The organism is Siccibacter colletis (genome assembly GCF_000696575.1).
Taxonomy (GTDB): Bacteria; Pseudomonadota; Gammaproteobacteria; order Enterobacterales; family Enterobacteriaceae; genus Siccibacter; species Siccibacter colletis.
In genome coordinates, this window is the sequence record NZ_JMSQ01000044.1 from 1 (window position 1) to 647 (window position 647).

The 647-nt window shown below is 49.3% G+C and carries 2 tRNA genes and 1 rRNA gene; all 3 read left to right on the forward strand.

The features are described from left to right. A 16S ribosomal RNA gene (locus tag ET34_RS0120725) occupies nt 1–156 on the forward strand; the annotation flags it as partial. Nucleotides 157–226: 70 nt separating this feature from the next. Beyond that, a tRNA-Ile gene (locus tag ET34_RS0120730) sits at nt 227–303 on the forward strand. Between the two features lie 108 nt (nt 304–411). Further along, nucleotides 412–487 (forward strand) — tRNA-Ala (locus ET34_RS0120735). Nucleotides 488–647 lie beyond the last annotated feature (160 nt).

Genomic DNA, 647 nt, shown 5'->3' on the forward strand with positions numbered 1-647 from the left:
GCCTTGTACACACCGCCCGTCACACCATGGGAGTGGGTTGCAAAAGAAGTAGGTAGCTTAACCTTCGGGAGGGCGCTTACCACTTTGTGATTCATGACTGGGGTGAAGTCGTAACAAGGTAACCGTAGGGGAACCTGCGGTTGGATCACCTCCTTACCTTAAAAGATACAACTCCGCAGTGCTCACACAGATTGTCTGATAGAAAACGAGCAGTAAAAACCTCTCCAGGCTTGTAGCTCAGGTGGTTAGAGCGCACCCCTGATAAGGGTGAGGTCGGTGGTTCAAGTCCACTCAGGCCTACCAGATTCCTTCTGAATACTGCGTTGCGAAATAACTCGCATACTGATGTATGCGTCGTCATTCCGCGCCTTGTCTCAGAAGAAATCCCGGTAAGAGGTTAATCACTACGATGGGGCTATAGCTCAGCTGGGAGAGCGCCTGCTTTGCACGCAGGAGGTCTGCGGTTCGATCCCGCATAGCTCCACCATCAACTCAGGTTGATACCCTACTTCAGAGTGTACTGGGAACAGTATGCTGCGAAGTATTATGCTCTTTAACAATCCGGAACAAGCTGAAAATTGAAACGACACACTGTTTCTGTTCTCCGTAAACAAGAACAGAAAAAGGTGTGTTCGAGTCTCTCAAAT